The organism is Vibrio sp. 10N.261.45.E2 (genome assembly GCF_002875705.1).
Classification (GTDB): Bacteria; Pseudomonadota; Gammaproteobacteria; order Enterobacterales; family Vibrionaceae; genus Vibrio.
Genome location: NZ_MCZZ01000020.1, coordinates 1 through 1,198 on the forward strand (window position 1 = coordinate 1; position 1,198 = coordinate 1,198).

General features: G+C 46.5%; 1 protein-coding gene. It reads right to left on the reverse strand.

Annotation, left to right across the window (positions count from 1 at the left end; translation table 11 throughout):
- Positions 1–551: 551 nt before the first annotated feature.
- On the reverse strand, positions 552–1,198 hold a 647-nt coding region (locus BCT34_RS00990; protein ID WP_131828345.1), incomplete at its 5' end, for an IS66 family transposase.

Sequence of the window (1,198 nt, forward strand, 5' to 3'; positions counted from 1 at the left end):
TTTATGAGTGATTTGGGTATCTCTATGGTCGCTTTCAGATTGGGATTTGTCTCTTACCCTTTCGGGCTGCCCTGCGCTGTGAGTTAGGCTTTACGCCCCCATTCCGGTCTCACAACACTAATCATTTATTCCTTTCCCGCTTATCCCCTCTAGCAGCTACAAGGGGCGGATTTATCGAGCGTTTGCTTAGTTCTGATTAGTGCCTTTACCATGCCACCTTTGGAATATCCCTTGGTCGGTGGCTGATGCGCGTCGCTCAGTCCAAAACATCTTGAATCCAAACAGAGTGCAGGAGTACTTGAAGTGCTTACGTGATATGGCTATCATGAAAGGACTTACCCAGTCGGCAAAACTAGTAAGTATTCCGAAAAGCCAGCTCGCCAAAGCTGGTTTTTTCACATCTAGGGAAAGAGATTAATCCCAAAAGCGATTGATCTCAATGATCCTTTGTAAGCGTCTTCGAACCGACTCATTGACTTTCTAATATCAACACAGATACCGCCAACTAAGGCGGTATCTGTCATTCTGAACGCTATTAAGGGATCGGGGGACTAGTTCGTCTTTGGCATGTTCCAAGGTAGAAGATGACCATGGTCATCCTCACTCTTCAGTTTCGGGATTTCTCGTAGCACGTATTCGAGGTACTCATACGGCTCACAGTCGTTAGCCTTCGCGGTTTCGATAAGACTGTACAACACTGCACTGGCGCGGGCTCCATTATGAGTCTTTGAGAACAACCAGTTGTTCCGTCCTACCGTGAACGGACGTACTGAACGTTCCGCTCGGTTATTATCCATGCTTAACCCGCCATCATCGATAACTCTTACTAGCTTCGACCATTGATTCAGACTGTAGCTAATCACCTCACCCAATTTACTTTTAGGGGGCACCTGAGTGACCGATTTATCTAACCACGCCTTGAACTCATTGAGCAGAGACTGAGTCTTTGATTGGCGGGTAACATATCGCTCTTCCCTCGTCTTATCTTTGAGGGTTTGTTCAACACGATAGAGCTTTTGGAACCAACTGACTGCCCACTGGATTTTACCCCCTTTTCCTTGCTTTCCTTTTGGTTGGCTCTGCTCTGCCTCTATGAACTTACGTCTTGCATGAGCCCAGCAACCCACCAACTTCGCTTCTGTCTTTTCATACGCTTTATACCCATCAACATGAAGGTATTGTAGTGGCATAGTGAATT